Source organism: Novosphingobium sp. KN65.2 (genome assembly GCF_001368935.1).
GTDB lineage: Bacteria > Pseudomonadota > Alphaproteobacteria > Sphingomonadales > Sphingomonadaceae > Novosphingobium > Novosphingobium mathurense.
Genome location: NZ_CCBH010000190.1, coordinates 1 through 17,928, shown reverse-complemented (window position 1 = coordinate 17,928; position 17,928 = coordinate 1). Strand labels below are relative to the sequence as shown.

17 protein-coding genes are annotated in these 17,928 nt (G+C 64.1%); 3 read left to right on the top strand and 14 right to left on the bottom strand.

Annotated elements, in window-relative coordinates; translation table 11 throughout:
- Positions 1 to 28: 28 nt before the first annotated feature.
- Entirely contained in the window at positions 29 to 1,960 is a 1,932-nt protein-coding gene (gene ftsH, locus SPHV1_RS20000; RefSeq protein WP_054947777.1) for an ATP-dependent zinc metalloprotease FtsH, read from the top strand.
- Between the two features lie 110 nt (positions 1,961 to 2,070).
- Here the strand turns inward: ftsH and SPHV1_RS19995 are convergent, their stop codons facing one another.
- From SPHV1_RS19995 to SPHV1_RS19945, 11 genes are all read right to left on the bottom strand, one after another.
- Positions 2,071 to 2,886, bottom strand: coding sequence for a ParA family protein (locus SPHV1_RS19995; RefSeq protein ID WP_231634776.1), 816 nt, complete (start codon positions 2,884 to 2,886; stop codon positions 2,071 to 2,073).
- Positions 2,887 to 2,932: 46 nt separating this feature from the next.
- Entirely contained in the window at positions 2,933 to 3,277 is a 345-nt protein-coding gene (gene rpoZ / locus SPHV1_RS19990; RefSeq protein WP_054947768.1) for a DNA-directed RNA polymerase subunit omega, read from the bottom strand.
- A gap of 105 nt (positions 3,278 to 3,382) precedes the next feature.
- Positions 3,383 to 4,453, bottom strand: a complete 1,071-nt coding sequence (locus SPHV1_RS19985; RefSeq protein WP_054947767.1) for a phosphotransferase — start codon at positions 4,451 to 4,453, stop codon at positions 3,383 to 3,385.
- A complete protein-coding gene (locus SPHV1_RS19980; RefSeq protein ID WP_054947766.1) occupies positions 4,450 to 5,661 on the bottom strand; it encodes an acyl-CoA dehydrogenase family protein in 1,212 nt (403 codons plus the stop codon). The genes SPHV1_RS19985 and SPHV1_RS19980 overlap by 4 nt, the downstream gene beginning before the upstream one ends.
- On the bottom strand, positions 5,661 to 6,206 hold the full coding sequence (locus tag SPHV1_RS19975; protein WP_054947765.1) for a VOC family protein: 546 nt from the start codon (positions 6,204 to 6,206) through the stop codon (positions 5,661 to 5,663). Before SPHV1_RS19975 ends, SPHV1_RS19980 begins: the two co-directional genes overlap by 1 nt.
- Positions 6,207 to 6,217: 11 nt before the next feature.
- Positions 6,218 to 7,660, bottom strand: coding sequence for a 2-oxo acid dehydrogenase subunit E2 (locus SPHV1_RS19970; RefSeq protein ID WP_054947764.1), 1,443 nt, complete (start codon positions 7,658 to 7,660; stop codon positions 6,218 to 6,220).
- A 13-nt stretch (positions 7,661 to 7,673) separates the two neighbouring features.
- Positions 7,674 to 8,687 carry an alpha-ketoacid dehydrogenase subunit beta gene (locus SPHV1_RS19965; protein ID WP_013832652.1) on the bottom strand — a complete coding sequence of 338 codons (1,014 nt, stop codon included), beginning with the start codon at positions 8,685 to 8,687 and terminating at the stop codon, positions 7,674 to 7,676.
- A gap of 17 nt (positions 8,688 to 8,704) precedes the next feature.
- Positions 8,705 to 9,694, bottom strand: coding sequence for a thiamine pyrophosphate-dependent dehydrogenase E1 component subunit alpha (locus SPHV1_RS19960; RefSeq protein ID WP_013832651.1), 990 nt, complete (start codon positions 9,692 to 9,694; stop codon positions 8,705 to 8,707).
- Positions 9,695 to 9,743: 49 nt separating this feature from the next.
- Complete coding sequence (locus SPHV1_RS19955) at positions 9,744 to 10,952, bottom strand: acyl-CoA dehydrogenase family protein (RefSeq protein WP_054947763.1); 1,209 nt, start codon at positions 10,950 to 10,952, stop codon at positions 9,744 to 9,746.
- Positions 10,953 to 12,113 carry a thiolase family protein gene (locus SPHV1_RS19950; protein ID WP_054947762.1) on the bottom strand — a complete coding sequence of 387 codons (1,161 nt, stop codon included), beginning with the start codon at positions 12,111 to 12,113 and terminating at the stop codon, positions 10,953 to 10,955. It abuts the gene before it with no gap.
- Positions 12,110 to 12,505 (bottom strand): Zn-ribbon domain-containing OB-fold protein, encoded by a 396-nt coding sequence (locus tag SPHV1_RS19945; protein WP_054947761.1) that lies wholly within the window; start codon positions 12,503 to 12,505, stop codon positions 12,110 to 12,112. The genes SPHV1_RS19950 and SPHV1_RS19945 overlap by 4 nt, the downstream gene beginning before the upstream one ends.
- 133 nt (positions 12,506 to 12,638) lie before the next feature.
- Here SPHV1_RS19945 and SPHV1_RS19940 point away from each other — a divergent pair, with 133 nt between their 5' ends.
- The gene (locus SPHV1_RS19940) at positions 12,639 to 14,261 is read left to right on the top strand and encodes a GMC family oxidoreductase (protein WP_054947760.1); all 1,623 of its coding nucleotides are present in this window, start codon (positions 12,639 to 12,641) and stop codon (positions 14,259 to 14,261) included.
- Between the two features lie 25 nt (positions 14,262 to 14,286).
- Here the strand turns inward: SPHV1_RS19940 and SPHV1_RS19935 are convergent, their stop codons facing one another.
- Entirely contained in the window at positions 14,287 to 15,060 is a 774-nt protein-coding gene (locus SPHV1_RS19935; protein ID WP_054947759.1) for a helix-turn-helix transcriptional regulator, read from the bottom strand.
- A 151-nt stretch (positions 15,061 to 15,211) separates the two neighbouring features.
- Between SPHV1_RS19935 and SPHV1_RS19930 the strand changes: the two genes are divergently transcribed.
- A complete protein-coding gene (locus tag SPHV1_RS19930; protein WP_054947758.1) occupies positions 15,212 to 16,321 on the top strand; it encodes an acyl-CoA dehydrogenase family protein in 1,110 nt (369 codons plus the stop codon).
- A gap of 87 nt (positions 16,322 to 16,408) precedes the next feature.
- Here the strand turns inward: SPHV1_RS19930 and SPHV1_RS19925 are convergent, their stop codons facing one another.
- On the bottom strand, positions 16,409 to 17,203 hold the full coding sequence (locus SPHV1_RS19925; RefSeq protein ID WP_054947757.1) for a ThuA domain-containing protein: 795 nt from the start codon (positions 17,201 to 17,203) through the stop codon (positions 16,409 to 16,411).
- Positions 17,200 to 17,928 (bottom strand): RHO alpha subunit C-terminal catalytic domain-containing protein (locus tag SPHV1_RS19920; protein ID WP_255352305.1); only part of this gene is annotated, 729 nt, incomplete at its 5' end. The genes SPHV1_RS19925 and SPHV1_RS19920, both read right to left, overlap by 4 nt.

Sequence of the window (17,928 nt, the reverse complement as noted above, 5' to 3'; positions counted from 1 at the left end):
GGCGGTCGAAAGGACGGTTTATCCGACAATGAACGACGACCAGCCCAACGGTAATCCCTGGGTCAAGAGCCTCCTCGTCTGGGGTGGCATCTTCCTTGCCCTGCTCATGGTTGTTTCCATGTTCAGCTCGCGCAGCGATGCAGGACCGATGATTCCCTACTCCGATTTCCGTGCCAAGGTTGCCGAAGGCAGCGTCATGGCGGTCGAGATCGGCGAAGAGCGCATCGACGGCCAGATGAAGAACGGCGACACGTTCTCCACCGTGCCCGTGCCCGGCGATACCACGCTGACACAGCTGCTCCAGGCCAACGACGTCAAGTATGCCGGCAAGGCGCCCGAGGAAGGCAACCTGCTGGTCTACATCCTGGCGCAGACCCTGCCCTTCCTGCTGATTGTCGGCATCGCCTTCTTCGCGCTGCGCCAGGTTCAGAAGGGCGGCGGCTCAGGTGCGATGGGCTTCGGCAAATCGAAGGCCAAGCTGCTTACCGAACGGTCGGGCCGCGTCACCTTCGCGGACGTCGCCGGCATCGACGAAGCGCGTGAGGAGCTGGAGGAAATCGTCGAGTTCCTGCGCGATCCTTCGCGCTTTTCCAAGCTCGGTGGCCAGATACCAAAGGGCGCGCTGCTGGTCGGCTCGCCCGGCACCGGCAAGACCCTGCTTGCCCGCGCCATCGCGGGTGAAGCGGGCGTACCCTTCTTCACCATCTCCGGTTCGGACTTCGTCGAAATGTTCGTGGGCGTCGGCGCCAGCCGTGTGCGCGACATGTTCGAGCAGGCCAAGAAGAACGCTCCGTGCATCGTCTTCATCGACGAAATCGACGCGGTGGGCCGTCACCGCGGCCATGGCCTCGGCAATTCGAACGACGAGCGCGAGCAGACGCTGAACCAGCTGCTGGTCGAGATGGACGGCTTCGAAGCCAACGAAGGCATCATCATCATCGCGGCGACCAACCGTCCGGACGTGCTCGACCCGGCGCTGCTGCGCCCGGGCCGTTTCGACCGCCAGGTCGTGGTACCGGTTCCCGACATCGAGGGCCGCGAGAAGATTCTCGAAGTCCACATGAAGAAGGTGCCGCTCGCCCCCGACGTCAATCCGCGCGTCATCGCCCGCGGCACGCCGGGTTTCTCGGGCGCGGACCTCGCCAACCTCGTCAATGAGGCCGCCCTGCTCGCCGCGCGTCGCAACAAGCGACTCGTTGCCATGCAGGAGTTCGAGGACGCCAAGGACAAGGTCATGATGGGGGCTGAACGCCGCTCCATGGTCATGACCGACGACGAGAAGAAGATGACCGCCTATCACGAGGCCGGCCACGCGATCGTCTCGCTCAACGAGGAAGCCTCGGACCCGATCCACAAGGCCACGATCATCCCGCGCGGCCGCGCGCTGGGTATGGTCATGCGCCTTCCGGAACGCGATTCCTACTCGTATCACCGTGACAAGATGCTTGCGAATCTCTCGGTCGCGATGGGCGGCCGCGTCGCCGAGGAACTCATCTTCGGACATGACAAGGTCTCCAGCGGCGCCTCGTCGGACATCCAGTACGCCACGAGCCTGGCCCGCAACATGGTCACCAAGTGGGGCATGTCGGACAAGCTCGGCCCGCTGCAGTACGAGGAACAGCAGGAAGGCTACCTTGGCATGGGCGGTTCGCATCGCCTGATGGCCTCGGACGAAACCAACAAGCTGATCGACAGCGAGATCCGCCTGCTGGTCGATACGGCCCATGCGCGCGCCACGCAGATCCTCAACGACAAGAACGAGGAACTGCACCTGCTGGCCAATGCCATGCTCGAGTACGAGACGCTGTCGGGCGACGAGATCAAGCAACTCATGGATACCGGCAAGATCGACCGGCCCAGCGAGCCCAGCGGCAAGGGCAAGCCCACACGCGCCACCGGATCCTCGATCCCCAAGGCAGGCAAGCGCTACTCCGGAGGCGCGGCACCGCAAGGGGCCTGATCCGACGGATCGATATCGCGGTTTTCCCTCGGGAAAATGCAGGAGGGGGCGGCGCGCAGAGATGCTCACCGCCCCTTTTGCTTGGCCTGCGTGCCTTGGAGACCTGCCGCCTATTTGCGGCGTTCGGCCAGCTTGCGCTCGATCGCATTCCACAGCAGCGCAAACTGCCTGGCGGCGGGACTCTGGGGGGCGAAAGCGCCCAGCGGCTGCCGGCGAACCGCGCCCTGCTCGACCACACTGGCATAGGGAATGGCCGGCCAGTTGGGATGCTCCTCCAGCACCTGCCGATGAAGGTTGCGCCGAAGATCGAGCATCGAGAGTACCGGCAGGATCGGTGGATGCCTGCGGGTGTTGCCCGCGATCTCCTGGACCACGAGATCGAAGGCCCGCGAGGACAACGGTGAAGGCGGCAGCGGCACGATGACAAGATCTGCGGCCCGCACCACTTGCGCGCTCACCTCGTTCATCACCGGAGGGCAATCGAGGAAGATCCGATCGTAGTCAGCCGCAAGCTGCGCCGTCAGCTTGGCGAGGCGCTTGCGCTTGCCGATCTGGATCAGCTTGGTATCGAGCGCGCGCAGGCTTTCGTCCGCCGGCAGGATATCGATACCGTCGATGGCGGTATGCTGGATCAGCCGCTCGGGCGATTCTTCCTTGGAGAATACGTCTTCGGCGTGGCGCGATCCCTTGGGCTCAAGATCGAAGAGGAAGGCCGAGCCCCCTGCTGCATCGAGATCCCACAGCAACGTGCGATGCCCGGACAAGGTTGCCGCGCACCACGCAAGATTGGCGGCGAAGGTGGTCTTACCTACGCCGCCCTTGACACTGTAAATTGCGATAGTCGCACCGGAAGGCTCCGCCTTCCCGGATGATCTGGCACTGGTGCTGCCGGCGATGCGGGGCAGTGTACGTTTTTTTCCACTCACCCCGCAGAGACTTGCCGGTCAACCGTTGCCAGTCAACCTTTGTCGATCAACCGTCGTAATCGCCGCCGATCGAGGTGTTGCGGGTCGGCGCCGAAGCGGTGATCCGCAGGGCCTCGGCCGACTGGCTGAGCGAGCCGACTTCATCCATCTCGTCATCGTCGTCGGGCAGGACGCGCTGCATCGAGGTGATGAGCGTTTCCTTGAGCTCGGCAGGACGAACCGTCTGCTCTGCGATTTCGCGCAGGGCGACGACCGGATTCTTGTCACGGTCGCGGTCGACGGTCAGCTCCGCACCACCCGAGATCTCACGCGCACGCTGTGCGGCAAGCAGGACGAGATCGAAGCGGTTGGGAATCTTGTCGACGCAATCTTCGACAGTAACGCGCGCCATGGGCACTCCGTAAGAATCTACTGGATCGGAAAGGGCGGCGAATAGGCAGATGGCCCGCGAAAGTCAAGAAAACCCGAAGTAAGGCGCAATTGCGCCCCTCCCCCGTCAGCCCAGTTCCCCGCGGGTCGCCTGCCGCGCCAGTCGCGCCAGTTCGGGAAATGCCTCTGCCCGGTCCTTCGCCTGCGCGTTGGACGCGGTCCCGCGGATCACCCGTCCCTTGATGCCGTGGAAGATCGCGGCGAGACGGAAGAAGTTGAAGGCCATGCAGTAGCGGTACCCCGGCATGTCCTTGCGCCCGGTGCGCCGGCAATAGGCCGCGACGTAGTCTTTCTCGCCGGGAATGCCCAGGGCGGCGATGTCGGCACCGGCAAGCCCGGCCACGATATGCGGCGGCATGTGGTACATCATCGCGTGATAGGCGAAGTCGGCCAGCGGATGGCCCAGTGTCGACAGTTCCCAGTCCAGCACGGCCAGAACCCGTGGCTCGGTTGGATGGAAGATCATGTTGTCGATGCGAAAGTCGCCGTGGATCACGCTCGATGCGCCGTCGTCCTCGGGCATGTTCGCCTCGAGCCAGTCGATCACCGCGTCCATGTTCTCGTCGCGGCCGGCGGCCTCGTCCTCGCGGTACTGCTTCGACCAGCGACCGACCTGGCGGGCGAAGTAGTTGCCCGGCTTGCCATAATCGCCAAGGCCGATTGCCTCAGGGTCGAAGGAATGCAGTTGCGCGATGGTTGCGTTCATCGCATCGTAGAGCGCCGCGCGCTCCTCGTTGGAGACGCCCGGCACGGTCGCATCCCAGAAGATCCGCCCTTCGACCATCTCCATGACGTAGAACCATGTCCCGATGACATCGTCATCGGTGCACAGGCCATAGACCCTGGCGACCGGGAAGCCCGCGCCGTGCAGCGCCGACAGCACCTTGGCCTCGCGCTCCACCGCATGGGCGCCCTTGAGCAGCTTGCCCGGCGGCTTGCGCCGCAGGACGTAACTGCGCGACGGCGTCACCAGCTTGTAGGTCGGGTTCGACTGCCCGCCCTTGAACTGTTCGACCGTCAGAGGACCTTCGAAGCCCTCCACATTGGCCTCCAGCCACTTGGTCAGCGAGGCTTCGTCGAAGGCATAGCCTTCGCGGACCGCGGTCGTTCCGGTGTTGGCTTCGACGACGTCGGTCATGCGCCTGCCGCTTCCTTCGCTGCCTCCTGGGCCTTGCGCCAATCGCGCTTGATCTTCTTCGCCAGCGACCACTTGTGGACCTCGGTTGGGCCATCATAAATGCGGAAAGCGCGCACTTCGCGGAAGACCTGCTCGACGATGGTGCGTTCGGTCACGCCGGTTCCGCCCATCACCTGAATGCAATTGTCGGCGATCTTCATCAGGGCCTCGGACACGGAGACCTTGGCCATCGAGCTTTCCACCGTCCCCAGCGAGCCGGTGTCCAACACGCTGGCGCACCAGTCGATCATCAGTTCGCACTGCTGGATGAGGATCTTGTTCTCGGCCAGCATGAAGCCCACGCCTTCGTGGTCGATCAGCGTCTTGCTGAACGCCTCGCGGCGGCAGGCATAGTCGGTCGCGATTTCATGGGCCCGGATGCAGCAGCCAAGCCAGCGCATGCAGTGCGACAGGCGGGCCGGCGACAGGCGGATCTGGGCATACTTGAAGCCTTCGCCCGGCAGGCCGAGCATCTGGTCGGCCGGGATGCGCATGTCCTTGATCGTCAGCGTCGCGTGGCCGCCTGGCATCGAGGTGTCGATCGTGTTGGGTACTTCGTCGATCACGATCGCCGGATCGGGAAGATCGACGAGGAACATGCAGGCGCCGCCCTTGGTATCCTCTTCCGCCGAGGCGGCCATGACGATGCCGACCTTCGCGCCCTGCGCACCGGTGATGAAGGTCTTGCGGCCATTGACGATCCAGTGATTGCCATCCTTGCGGCAGGTCGTCTTCATCATCGAGGGATCGGAGCCCGCACCGCCCCATTCAGCCGGTTCGGTCATGAAGAAGGCCGATCTGCCCGATCCGTCGACGAGAGGCTTGAGGAAGCGTTCCTTCAGCTCGGGCGAACCGACGTGGCCGATCAAGTACATGTTGCCCTCGTCCGGGGCCATCGTGTTGCACGCCAGCGGGCCGAGCGGCGAAAGGCCGGACTTGATCAGAACGACGGCCGTCTCGCGCTGGGTCAGGTGCGAGCCGTCTGCCTTGATGTGGGGCGTCAGCACCCCGGCCGCCCGCGCCTTCTCGCGCATTTCCATCACGAGTTCGTCGGTCGGAGCGCCATGGTGGTCGCGGCGCGCGTCCTTCTCGTAAGGAACGATGACATCGCGCACGAAGGCTTCCACCTTGGCAGCCATGTCGAGGGCATATCGGGAAATTTCGGTCATTACTGCAGCACCCTGATCGGATCGGAGCCGTCCCAGTCCCGGGCGGCATCCTTCATCATCTGGAACAGGCCTTCCGTACCCGAAAGGGGCTGAAGGTATTCGATAATATAGCCCGGCCCCTTTCCGGGGTCGACGTAGATCACTTCACCGTCCTCGCCGACCTTGCCTTCGACGATGACCTGTGCCCCCGCCTCGGCGCAGGCCCTGCGCGCCTCCTGGATATCGTCGACGAAGACGCAGACATGGTGAAGGCGATCGCGAACCGCATACTCCCCCGCGTAGAGCGAAGGCGCATCGCTGTCCGTCTTGATCAGTTCGATCTGGATATCGCCCCAGTATCCGATCGCCATCGTGAAAACGGCATCGGTAGGTTCACCCTTGTACTTCATCTCGCCCAGACGGACATCGTTGAGCACGAAAAACGGCCCGACACCGACGGTCTCGATCCAGTATTTCATCGCCTCGTCCCAATCGGTCGGGAAATAGGCAAGCTGGATAACGTCACCCAGCTTCTTGAGCGGCCCCGGCGTAACCGAACTGGTCATGGTCTTTCCTTTCAGGCGAAGATGCCTTCCGGCTCTTCGATGAGGCTCTTGAGCGTCTGCAGGAACTGCGCCCCCGCCGCGCCGTCGATGGCCCGATGGTCGACCGAGAGCGTGAAGGAAATGCGGGTCTCGAATGCGACGCCACCCGTCTCGGTCTCGACCGGTTGGCGCGAAGCGGCGCCGACGGCCAGGATCGCACCCTGCGGCGGATTTATGATGGCATCGAAATTCTCGATCCCGAACATGCCCAGGTTGGAGACGGAGAAAGTGCCCCCTTCCATGTCCTCCATGCCCAGCCGACCCGCCTGCGCCTTGTCGATCAGGCGGCGGGTTTCAGCCGCGAGCTGGTCGATGCGCATGAGGTTCGCCTGACGCACGACCGGAGTGACGAGGCCCTTGGGGCTCGCCACTGCCATCGAGACGTCGGCATGCGGGAAGCGATAGATCTCGGTGCCGTGGACCTGGACGTTGACGTCCGGATGCCGGGCCAGCGCCATGGCCGAAGCCTTGACGATCCAGTCGTTGACCGAAGCCTTGCACCCCAGCAGGAGGTTGGCCGTCTTGCGCATCTCGATGAGCCTGTCTGCACGGGCCGACATGCGCAGGTAGAAATGCGGGATCTCCTGCTTGGCGGCGGTGAGCCGCTGGGCGACCACCTTGCGGATGCGATCGAAGGGCACGACTTCGGGGCGGTTCTCACCGGCCACGAACTCGGGCGTTCCCACCGCCGCACCGGTGGAGGGCTTGGGCACCAGCGCCAGCACGTCGGCCTTGGAGATGCGTCCGCGGGCACCCGAGCCGGTCACGCCCGAAAGCGAGATGCCGTTGAGCGCAGCGATCCGGCGCGCAAGCGGCGAGGCGAAGACCTTGAGGTCGTCCTCCTGAACCGCCACCGGCCCCTTGAGCATGGGCGTAGCCGTCCCGCGCAGCGCCTTGACGACGTCCTGATGGGTGATGCGTCCGCCCCGGCCCGAACCTTCGATCACGGCAATGTCGACGCCTTCTTCCTCCGCAAGGCGCAAAGCCTCGGGGCTGATAGGGCGATTGGTGTCGATCTTGATCCGCTTCTTTTCCGGTTCTGCCGCCACAGGCGCGACTTTCGCCGGTTCGCTTGCAGCGGACTTGGCCTTCGACGCCCCTTCGGCGACGCCGCCCTCGGCCGGCTTGAAGCCGGCGATGAAGGCTTCGATGTCGGCATCGGAATTGCTGCCGTCGTCGAAGACGGCCAGCAGCGCCCCGACAGGCTCCGCCTCGCCGCCGCCCTGAACGATGATGCGGCGCACGGTGGCGTCATATTCGGCATCGACCTCGTTGGTGATCTTGGCGGTTTCGATCAGGCACAGCGTCTGGCCGCGCTTGAAGCTGTCGCCTTCCTTCACCATCCACTCGGCGATGGTTCCTTCGGTCATTTCGATGCCCCACTTGGGCATCGTGAAGGCGCGAATTCTACTCATGGGTGCGCCCTCCTCAGCGATATTCCAGGGTCTTGCGCACAGCGGCCGCGACCTTTGCAGGGCTCGGCAGGTAAGCGCTCTCCAGTTCGCGAGCGAACGGAACGGGCGTGTGCGGCGGGGTAACCATTTCGATCGGAGCCTTCAGGCTGGCGAACGCCTTCTGCGCAACAAGCGCGGAAATGTCGGTCGCCAGCGAGCAGCGCGGCGGCGCTTCGTCGACGATGACGAGACGGCCGGTCACTTCGACGGAATCGAGGATCGCTTCCTCGTCGAGCGGCGATGTCGTGCGCAGGTCGACGACATCGCAGCCGATGCCGTCCTGGGCCAGATCGTCGGCCGCCGTCTCGGCATAGCCCACCATCATGCCCGAAGCGACAATCGTCACGTCCTCGCCGGCACGGGCAAGGCGCGCGTGACCGAAGGGCACGACGTAGTCCGGATCGTCCGGCACTTCGCCGGACAGGCCGTACAGGAACTTGTGCTCGAGGAAGACGACCGGGTCGTCATCGCGGATCGCCTGGCGCAGCAGGCCGCAGGCATCGGCCGGGGTGGCCGGCATGACCACCTTGATGCCCGGCATGTTGGTAACGAACTGGCTGATCATCTGGCTGTGCTGGGCCGCAGCGTTGTAGCCCGCGCCGCACGGCATGCGGATCACCGCCGGGCAAACCGACTTGCCGCCGAACATGTAGCGGAACTTGGCGATCTGGTTCCAGAGCTGGTCCATGCAAACGCCGATGAAGTCGGCGAACATGATTTCCGCCACCGGGCGCTTGCCGGCAAGCGCAAGACCGCCCGCAGCGCCCATGATCGCGCTTTCCGAAATCGGTGTGTCGATCACACGGTCGGGGCCAAAGGCGTCGTAAAGACCGGTCGAGGTCGACCAGATGCCGCCGATGGCCTCGGGCCCCCCGGCCGTTCCCATGCCGCCCACGACGTCTTCGCCAAGGACGACGACGCGCTCGTCACGCTGCATTTCCTGGAAGATCGTGTTGCGAATGGCGTCGCGATACATCATTTTTGCCATGGTTTCGCTCCCGCCGTTCAGTAGCTGATGTAGACGTTGTCGAGGACGTTTTCGGGCTTGGGCCGCGCCGCATTGCGCGAGGCCTGGACCGCGTTCTCGATGGCTTCGAGCGCCTCGGCATCGAGTTTGTCGATGTCCTCGTCGGTGAGCAGCTTGGCGCCGGTCACGCTGGCGCGGAACTTCTTGAGGCAGTCGCGCGTCTCGCGCAGGCGATCGAGTTCGCCCTCACCGCGATAACGCTGCGGATCGCCTTCGAAGTGGCCGAAGAAGCGCTCGGTATCGAACTCGACCGCGGCCGGGCCGTTGCCGGGCGTACGCACGTAGTCGAGAACTTCACGCATGGTGTCGTGGACCGAGAAGAAATCGGTGCCGTCACCGCGCCAGACCTTCATGCCGAAGGCTTCGGCGCGACTGGCGATGTCGTTGTTCGTGCCCACCGCATAGTCGACACCGGTGTGCTCGGAATAGTGGTTGTTCTCGAAGACGAAGATCGCCGGAGCCTTGGTGACGACAGCCAGGTTCATCGCCTCGAACGTGGTGCCCTGGTTGCAGGCACCGTCACCCGAGAAGGTGATGGCGACGGCCAGCTTGCCGTCCTCGTCCGGCCCGTCGATCTTGTTGGAAAGCGCCGCGCCCACCGCGATCGGCGCACCGCCGCCGACGATGCCGTTTGCGCCGAGCATACCCTTGTCTATGTCGGCAATGTGCATCGAACCGCCCTTGCCGTTGCAAAGGCCTTCCTGGCTGCCCCAGATTTCCTTCATCATCCCGTCGACGTCGCAACCCTTGGCAAGGCAGTGGCCATGGCCGCGGTGGGTCGAAACGATCTTGTCAGCGGCAGTCAGATGCTCGCAAACGCCCACGGCAACGGCTTCCTGACCGCAATAGAGGTGCGTGAAACCGGCGATCTCACCGGTCTGGATCTCCTCATGGAGACGTTCCTCGAATTCGCGGATCAGCTTCATTTGCCGATAGGCGTGGGTCAACGCCTCGCGGTTCAGCTGCATGTGGGCTTCCTCTCTTGGTTCGAATCGCGGTGTTCGGCCCCGTGATCTTTCACAGGCCCAGCACCGATTTGGCGATGATGGTGCTTTGAACTTCGTTGGTGCCGCCGAAGATCGTCCAGGCGCGGCTGTTGAGATAGCGCGGCGAGGCGAGCTGGGCTTCCTTCGAATGAAGCGCGATCGGGGCCTCGTTGCCGTAGAGCGGCCGCGCCATGTCGAGCTGCAGACCCGCCGGGCCGTAGAGGTCGACCGCCAGCAGGTCGATTTCCTGCCGCAGGTTCGAGGCAAGCATCTTGGTCAGCGAAGTCTGCGGACCGGGCTTCTTGCCCTTGGCGATTTCCGAGATGATCTTCAGCTCGATCATCTCCAGCGCCTCGACGCCGAGGCGCGCCTGGGCAAGGCGGCGGCGCCAGTCGACCTGGTCAAACAGCTTGCCGCCGCGACCGTCGCTTTCCTCGCGCGAAGCCCGTTCGATCTGGTCGAGATCGTAACCGAGCTTGGGCGCATGGCACGATCCGCCGCGCTCGTTCTCGAGCAGGAATTTGGCGATCGTCCAGCCCTGCCCTTCCTCGCCGACAAGGTTCCTTGCCGGGACGACAACATCCTCGAGGAAGACCTGGTTGACTTCATGATCCCCGGCAACCGTAAGGATGGGGCGCACGGAGACGCCGGGCGTATCGAGATCGATGAGCAGGAAGGAGATGCCCGCCTGCTTCTTCACTTCGGTATTCGTGCGCACCAGCGTGAACATGCGGTTCGCGTGGTGGGCATGGGTCGTCCAGATCTTCGATCCGTTGACGATGTAGCTGTCGCCGTCGCGCACCGCGCGGGTCTTGAGGCTGGCCAGGTCGGACCCCGAACCGGGCTCGGAGAAGCCCTGGCACCAGTAATCCTCGCCCGAAAGGACGCGCGGAAGGTAATAGGCCTTCTGTTCCTCGTTACCGAAAGTCCAGACCACCGGAGCCAGCAGCTTGAGGCCGAGCACGGTGAGATTGGGCGCACCTGCGAGAGCGCATTCCTTCTCGAAGAGATAGCGCTGCAGCGGCGTCCAACCAGTGCCGCCATGTTCCTTGGGCCACTGGTAGCCCAGCCAACCCTGCTTGTGCAGGATCGCGTTCCAGGCCTGCCCGATCTCCGGTTCCACGAAGACCGATGGCGTTCCCGCCGCCCCGTCCTTTACAACGTCAGGCAGGTTATCGCGCAGAAATGCGCGGACCTCGTCGCGGAATGCAGCATCTTCGGGCGAAAGTTCGATATCCATTTAACGTTCCAGAATTGTCACGGCCGAAACACCGGGCGCACCGTAGACGTGGCTGTAGGCCGTCTTGGGATTGCCCGGGACCTGCCGCCCTGCGCCGTCGCCACGCAGTTGGACGACGTTCTCATAAACCTGACGAAGCCCCGAGGCGCCGATCGGCTCACCGCAGGCAAGGCAGCCGCCATCGGTATTGACCGGCAGCCTGCCGCCGATCTCGGTAAGGCCTTCGGCGAGCCACTTTTCCTGCTCGCCGTCGGCGCAAAAGCCGTTCTCGGCCATGTGCATGATCTCGGCGCCAGCCTCGGTATCCTGGAGCTGCGCCACGGAAATGTCCTGCGGGCCGATCCCGGCCAGCCTGAAGGCATCCGCCGATGCGATTCGCGAAGCGGTGCCGCGCGGCACGCTGTCGTTCCCGACCACGTCGAGCGAAGGTGCGAAGACCTCGAACGAGTGTGCCGGACGCGTGCGCATGGTCGCTGCCTTGAGGCGAACCAACGGCTTGCCCAGTTCGCGCGCTTTCTTCTCGCTCGCGAGCAGCAGCGCCACGCCCCCTTCGGCGGGCGAGCAGAACATGTACTTGGTGTAGGGATCGCTCACGAGCGGCGCTTCGAGGATTTCTGCGAGCGACACCGGCTGGCGACGCCATGCATGCGGTGCGTTGACGGCATTGCGAAACGCCTTCTCGGCCACCCGGCCCAGCGTTTCCTGCGAAATGCCGAACATGTGCATATAGCGCATGATCTTCGCCGCAAAGAACTGCGTGGTAACCATCTGCCCGACTTCGCCGTACCAGTCCGGCAGGTTGTACTCGCTGGGCAAGGCGTTGAAGGCGCCGCGCGGGTGCTTGTCGAAACCGACGGCAAGGCCAAGGTCGAACTCACCCGACTTGATCGCCATCTGCGCCGAGAACAGCGCCGAACCACCGGCCGCGCAACCGTTGCGCACATTGATGAACTGGACCCCGGTCAGGCCGAGGCGATCGACCATGGTGTCGGGATTGCCGGCGGCATCCGAGCTACCGTAAGCGAACTGGACCTGCGGCCAGTCGACGCCGGCATCGGCCAGTGCCTGCCGAACGGCGTAGACGCCCTGGTCGACGCCCGAAACGCCGTCGGTACGGCCGAACTTGTGAATGCCGATGCCGACGATGCAAACGTCGCTCATGCTGCCCCTCCTGCTGGTGCAAAGGCCGGGATCATGACCGGTTCGGCCGCACCGGGATCGAGCGGCGTCGGCGCCAGCCGCAGCGGCATGCCGATCGTCACGTCGTCGAAATCGACATCGACAAGCCGCGCCTCGACGATCGTCTCACCCGGCAGCTCGACATAGGCGACGATCCAGGGGCTGAACGCCTCGGGACCGGCATAGGGCGGCGTCTTGGGGCGAAAGCGCTGCACCGTATAGGACCACAGGGTTCCGTCCCGGCTCAGGGGCACAGGCTCGTAGCCCTCGCTTTCGGGGCACGGAAAGACGATGCGTCCCGTCGCAAGGTCGCGTCCCCCCACCAGCCGTGGAGAAGTTTCGTCCGTGAAAAGGCCTTCGGCAATAGCGCGCATCGTACTCCCACCCCGGTATATGAGTCCGGTCATGGTGTTGGTTTAAGCCTTCGCGACGCGGCTTTCCGACTCACCAAAACGCTAGGGTAGTCATTACGCTAGTTCGTGCATCCCTAGATGCAGGGAGACGGACATGACCGAAACTTGGGACTACATCATCGTCGGCGCAGGCTCTGCGGGTTGCGTCATGGCCGAGCGCCTGAGTGCCGACGGGCGTTCGCGCGTGCTCGTGCTGGAAGCCGGCGGCGAGAACGACAACTTCTGGGTTACCCTGCCCAAGGGCGTCGCAAAGCTGGTGCAGAAAAGCGAGCACATGTGGGCCTACCCCGTGACCCAGCCGCGCGAGGAAGGCGGACCCGGCGGCGAAGTCTGGATTCGCGGCAAGGGCCTTGGCGGTTCATCCTCGATCAACGGAATGATCTGGAGCCGCGGCGAGCCGGCCGACTACGACGCCTGGGAAAGCGAAGCCGGAGCGACCGGGTGGAACGGCCGGTCGATGACCGAAGCGTTCCTCGAACTCGAAGACCATGCTGCCGGGCCATCGGCCACGCGCGGCTCGGGCGGCCTCGTCCATGTCGATCCCGCCTGTTATTCCTACCCGCTCGCCGACCGCATGATCGAGGCGGGCGAGGCAATGGGCCTCAGGCACGTCGACGATCTCAATGGCACTACCGGTCCACGCGTGGGGCTGTTCAGCCACAACATCCGCAAGGGCAAGCGCGAGTCCGCTGCACGCACTTACCTTGCCGTCGCAAGGAAGCGCCCGAACGTCACGGTGATGACCGGCGCCGTGGCCGACCGGATCGTCTTCGATGGCACCCGAGCCGTCGCCGTGGAGGCAACGGTCAAGGGACAGCCGCGCCGGTTCGAATGCGCCGGTGAGATCGTCGTCTCCTGCGGCGCGATGGAAAGCCCGCTCCTGCTGCAGCGCTCCGGCGTCGGCGATGCCGACCGGCTGGCGGCCGCCGGCATCCCGGTCGTCGCCCATTCGCCCGATGTCGGCGAACGAATGATCGAGCACCTCTCGATCTCGATTCCCTATCGCCTCGAAAAAGGACGCGGCACCAACAAGAGCTTCTTCGGCATCGGCGCAGCGCTGGCGATGCTGCGCTATCTCGTCCGGCACGACGGCATCCTCGCCACCGGGCCCTTCGAAGTGGGGGCTTTCCTCAATGTCGCGCATCCCGATGGACGGACCGATGCCCAGTTCTATCTGGGCGGCTACACGTTCAAGATCGGCGATGACAACGATCCGGTCCCGCTCGACAAGATCGACCCCAAGCCGGGCGTCACGATCTACGGCCAGCTCCTGCGCCTCACCAGCGAAAGCTCGGTGCGCGCCACCGGTCCGTCTCCCTCGGACGCGCCGGAGATCCTGCACAATTTCCTTTCCACCGAGCATGACCGCAAGTCCGCCATAGCGCTGGTGAGAGCCATGCGCCGGTTCATCGCCTCGCCGCCGTTGGGTGACATGGTGGGGCCCGAGCTGATCCCGGGCCCTCAGGTGGAAAGCGACGAGGACCTGCTGACCGCTTTCCGGCGACTGTCCACCTGCGGGCTGCACGCGATCCGCTCATGCCGCATGGGCGGGGATCCGCAGGCGGTCGTCGATCCGCGCCTGCGCGTGAACGGCGTTCAGGGGCTGCGCGTCGCGGATTGCTCCGTGATCCCCTGGCATGTCACCGGCAATACCAATGCCCCTGCGATGGCCCTTGGCCTGCGCGGGGCAAAGCTCATGCTGGAGGACAGGGGCTGATGCCCCTGTCCTCATGGCTGCACGGTCAGGTCTGAAGCGAGATGTAGCCGAGCTGGGCCGCCTTGAAGACAGTCTGGCTGCGGTTCACGGCGTTGAGCTTGGTCGCGGCATTGTGGATGTGAAAGCGCACGGTGGCGCGGCTGCGCGACATGATCATGCTGATCTCGAGGTCGGTCTTGCCGATCGCGGCCCAGCGCAGGCATTCGACTTCGCGCTTGGAAAGCCGCGATTCCGGCGGCAGCGCCTGGACCGAACCCATGATCTGGACGTAAGTGGAGATGAACGTGCGCGCGTAGAGCCCCAATGCATCCGAGTAGAGCCTGAACTCTTCGGACAGGTCGATCTTGCTCTTGTCCAGCGGGTTGAAGCTGACAGCACCGATCTGGCCGAAAGGCAGATGCACGGGAACGCAGATCGCGGACTCGGTCAGGGCGCGCTGCTCGAAGTTGGCGATGTTGATCGAATCCAGATAGGCATTTGGCTCGAAGGTCCGGAAACCCTCGGCATTCGCCCAGAACGGCTGGCTTTCGAACCGGCACGCGGACGTCAGCGGAGAATCCAGCGCAATGCGGGAATTGCGCCACCAGACCCTTTCGTCGTCGCTCCAGCCGAAAACTTCCGTCGCGAGAATATTGCCTTCCGCATCCACCGGGGTCCGCTTGTCCGCGATATCGTGCGCGGGAGCAGCTCGAAACCCGCACTCCATGGCAATGCGATGCAATGCCTCGGCTGCGGGTCTGATGCTTTCCGGAGCCGTGACCCGGACGGCATCGATATTTTCCTGTGACAACAAATTCATGAATTCCTCTCTCGCGAGCCCGTCATACCCCGCCGTTCCCGCCGGCACAATCGCCCGAAGGCCGAATTTCCGCGCCCAAGGCCTAACCTTTTGCGCAGCGGAGGACCACCCGTCGATGGTGGTAAAGCCGAATTACAGACGGGAGTGGAAAGTGAATTTCGAACTGAACGAAGACGAAGAAATGCTGAAGGCGCTGACCGAGCGTTTCGTCGTCGACCATTACGACCATGACAGCCGCCGCGCCTTTCTGGGCGAACCCAATGGTTTCTCGCGCAAAAACTGGGAACTTCTGGGCGAACTCGGCCTGATCGCCGCACCTTTTCCCGAAGAACTGGGCGGCCTCGGCCTCGACGGCACAGGCATTGCCACAGTCTTCGAAGCGTTGGGTCGCGGCCTCGTTGTCGAGCCCCTGGCGGAGAACGTGGTGCTGGCCGGACGCCTATTCGCGCTCACCGCGCCAGAGGATCTCAAGGCCGAATGGATCGAGGATCTTCTGACCGGCGCGCGCCGCCTCGCCCTCGCCCATGCCGAAGCGGGCACGCGTGATGGCCTGACCTGGGTCGAGACCAGCGCCAGGGCCGATGGCGACAACTACCGCCTCACCGGATCGAAGCCCTATTGCATCGCCGGTGGCGGCGCGGACGGCTTTATCGTCTCCGCACGCGTAGCAGGCGCTCCCGGAGACAAAGACGGCGCCGAACTGTTCTTCGTTCCTGCCGACGCAGCAGGTCTCAAGAAACGGGACTGGCCGCTTGCCGACGGCAGCGTGGCGGCCGACATCACGCTCGATGACGCGGCTGCAACCAGGCTTGAAGGCGGGCTCGATGCCCTGGCCGAAGCCGAGCAGGTGGCCGCGCTCGCCCGCAGCGCCGAAGCGCTCGGCATCATGGCGCGCATTTTCGAGGAAACGATCGAATACCTGCGCACCCGCGACCAGTTCGGCGTACCGCTCGGCTCGTTCCAGGCCATCCAGCACCGCATGGTCGCGCAATATGCCGCGATCGAGCGCAGCCGGGCCCTGCTCAACCTGGCTCTCGTATCGTGGGGCACCGAAGATTTCGCGCGGAACGTTCAGGGCGCCCGCGCCTTCATCGCCGATGCCTCGGTGACGCTGGGACACGAAATGATCCAGTTCCACGGCGGCATGGGTGTAACCGACGAACTCGCGGTGGGCGGCGGGCACAAACGCCTGCTGGTTCTCTCGCGCTGGCCGGAGCCGGCCCAGTCCGCGCTCGACCGTTTCGCGGGACTGGTGCACTGATCCCATCTATTCCTGCCAACTCAAAAAGGGGCGGACCGGTCTTCCCGATCCGCCCCTTTCCTTTTGCGGGAAGGCCCGTGGAGGATGTCAGGCCTTCTCGCGATCCTTGATCCAGGCAATGCCGCGGCGCAGCAGGTCGTAGAACACCGGCAGTTCCCAGGCGCAGCGATCCACCGTCGGCCACCAGTCGAGCATCGGCTGCAGGTCGTAATGCCCGCGGCAGTGGCCCAGGGTATTGTAGAGAACCGCGCCCTTGCCATGGCGCTTGATATACATGACCGGATGGACGCCCGGCGCATCGGCCGCCTCGACGAAGCCGGTACCCTCCTCGGAGCATTCGGTTTCCAGCAGCACGTGCAGTTCGCCGTGCTTTTCGAGGTGGTAAAGCTCGTCCGTCGTCTCGAACGGTTCGATGCCTTCGACCAACGGGTGCGAAGGATCGGCAACCGTTACCTTGTAGGGGGCGATCGGCGGATGGGAGACGAACTGGCTACCCAGCATGTCCATCATCAGAGGTGCCCAGCGCGGCGCATCCCACAGTCCGTTTTCCAGCAGGCGCAGCACCGAATTGGTACCGTGCAGCGCGTACCAGCGACCGCCGGCGGCCAGCCAGTCGCGCAGGACTTCCTGCGCTGCCAGCGAAGGCGTGACGTCGCAGGTGTACGTGATGATGATGTCGGCCTTGCGGATCGCATCGAGGTTTTCATAATCCTCGAACACGCGGGTACGCACGCTCTGGTCCTCGGCCAGCAGCTTGAGCAGTTCGAGCCGGGCGAAGTCCATGTCGTGCCAGACGCCGCCGCAGATGAAGACGCAGTCTATCCGGGGCGGATGCTGGTCGACATGCGCGCCTTGCCCGCCATACGCGCCTTCGCCGCTCATGCCGCATTCTCCTTGCTGCCACCCAGTTCGCCGCTGATGTACTTCATCATCGTGTCCTGGAACTGGCGAATGCGGATTTCCTGGTAATTGCCCAGCTGGACTTCGCCGTTCTTGGAGGCGTGAAGGCCGTCCTGAACGAAGGGCAGGTTGTCCATATCCTGCTCGAACACGTCGCCAAGGATGCCCAGCTCCGGCGCTTCGGTCCATTTCTGGTCGAGCGTTAGGAACTTCAGCGGCGCGCCATGCGGCATCGGCTGGCCCTTGGGAATGCGCGAGAGGATGCGCACTTCCATGATGCAGGTGTCGGGCGTCTTGCCGGGTCGCCAATTGTAGACGATATTCGGCATGTAACCGCCCCAGGGCGCGAAGTTCGGGAAGACGTTGTAGACCAGCGCATCGAGTAGCTCGGCGTCGGTCGCATCGTTATGGTCGTAGCCGGTCTGCTCGGTATAGGCCTTGCGCATCGCCGCACCCAGCGCCGCGCGCGCCGTCATCCCTTCCGGCACCGTGATCGCCATCGGGTTTTCGGCGGCGCCTTCCTCGTAGTTGTCGGCCGAGCGTCCGTTGTACTTGATGAACTGGTCGACGATCCACTGCTCGCCCTTACCTTCCTTGATGTGCGGGCTCATCACGCCGAAGGGGGTAAGGTTGACATTCACATTGTCGCCCCAGGTCCAGTAGGCGGCATTGGAATCGCCGGTGAAGGGCAGCAGCTGCGGGTGGGT

What these genes read in the sequence shown, in the direction of transcription:
- ftsH (WP_054947777.1), top strand. Translation starts at nt 29, where the DNA reads ATGAACGACGACCAGCCCAACGGTAATCCCTGGGTCAAGAGCCTCCTC.
- rpoZ (WP_054947768.1), bottom strand. Translation starts at nt 3,277, where the DNA reads ATGGCGCGCGTTACTGTCGAAGATTGCGTCGACAAGATTCCCAACCGC.
- SPHV1_RS19985 (WP_054947767.1), bottom strand. Translation starts at nt 4,453, where the DNA reads ATGACCGACGTCGTCGAAGCCAACACCGGAACGACCGCGGTCCGCGAA.
- SPHV1_RS19980 (WP_054947766.1), bottom strand. Translation starts at nt 5,661, where the DNA reads ATGACCGAAATTTCCCGATATGCCCTCGACATGGCTGCCAAGGTGGAA.
- SPHV1_RS19975 (WP_054947765.1), bottom strand. Translation starts at nt 6,206, where the DNA reads ATGACCAGTTCGGTTACGCCGGGGCCGCTCAAGAAGCTGGGTGACGTT.
- SPHV1_RS19970 (WP_054947764.1), bottom strand. Translation starts at nt 7,660, where the DNA reads ATGAGTAGAATTCGCGCCTTCACGATGCCCAAGTGGGGCATCGAAATG.
- SPHV1_RS19965 (WP_013832652.1), bottom strand. Translation starts at nt 8,687, where the DNA reads ATGGCAAAAATGATGTATCGCGACGCCATTCGCAACACGATCTTCCAG.
- SPHV1_RS19960 (WP_013832651.1), bottom strand. Translation starts at nt 9,694, where the DNA reads ATGCAGCTGAACCGCGAGGCGTTGACCCACGCCTATCGGCAAATGAAG.
- SPHV1_RS19955 (WP_054947763.1), bottom strand. Translation starts at nt 10,952, where the DNA reads ATGGATATCGAACTTTCGCCCGAAGATGCTGCATTCCGCGACGAGGTC.
- SPHV1_RS19950 (WP_054947762.1), bottom strand. Translation starts at nt 12,113, where the DNA reads ATGAGCGACGTTTGCATCGTCGGCATCGGCATTCACAAGTTCGGCCGT.
- SPHV1_RS19945 (WP_054947761.1), bottom strand. Translation starts at nt 12,505, where the DNA reads ATGCGCGCTATTGCCGAAGGCCTTTTCACGGACGAAACTTCTCCACGG.
- SPHV1_RS19940 (WP_054947760.1), top strand. Translation starts at nt 12,639, where the DNA reads ATGACCGAAACTTGGGACTACATCATCGTCGGCGCAGGCTCTGCGGGT.
- SPHV1_RS19935 (WP_054947759.1), bottom strand. Translation starts at nt 15,060, where the DNA reads ATGAATTTGTTGTCACAGGAAAATATCGATGCCGTCCGGGTCACGGCT.
- SPHV1_RS19925 (WP_054947757.1), bottom strand. Translation starts at nt 17,203, where the DNA reads ATGAGCGGCGAAGGCGCGTATGGCGGGCAAGGCGCGCATGTCGACCAG.